Origin of the sequence: Streptomyces sp. LS1784 (assembly GCF_020103755.1) — a bacterium.
Lineage (GTDB): Bacteria > Actinomycetota > Actinomycetes > Streptomycetales > Streptomycetaceae > Kitasatospora.
Genome location: NZ_JAHSQD010001286.1, coordinates 1 through 529 on the forward strand (window position 1 = coordinate 1; position 529 = coordinate 529).

The following is a 529-nucleotide window of genomic DNA, read 5'->3' on the forward strand; positions in this document are numbered from 1 at the left end:
CGGGTGCTCGGGCGAGCCGCAGACCCGGCAGGCCTCGCCCGCGCGCAGCTGCTCGGCCAGTTCGGCGGCCATGCCGCTCAGCCGGCGGTCCCGCAGGTCCAGGCTGTGCTCGCGGGCGTCCAGCGCGGCGGTGCGCAGGGTGATCACCCGGGGCTCGGCCGCGGCGATCTCGGCGCGCAGGCCGTCGCGCTCCCGGGCTGCGTCCAGGCGGACGGTCAACTCGGTGCGCTGCCCGTCCAGTTGCTCGACCCGGGCGGTCGCTGACCGAGCCTCGGTGTGCTGCTGCTCCAGTCGGCTCAGCTCGCCCTCGAACTCGGAGAGCCAGTCCTCGGCCTCCTCGGCCAGCTCCTCGGCGGCGCGCCGGTCGTCCGTCAGGGAGCGCTGTTCGTGGGCGAGTTCGGCGCAGCGCTGCTCCTCCGTCCGGGCCGCCTCCAGCCGTACCACCTCGGCCCGCAGCCGCAGGTCGGCCTCGGCCAGCCCGGCGGCGTGGGCCCCGGCGAGCGCCCGGCCCTCGCCGCCGGAGGCGGCC

General features: G+C 78.1%; 1 pseudogene. It reads right to left on the minus strand.

The window, feature by feature from the left end:
- A pseudogene (locus KS423_RS47010) lies at positions 1-529 on the minus strand (SMC family ATPase); the annotation flags it as partial.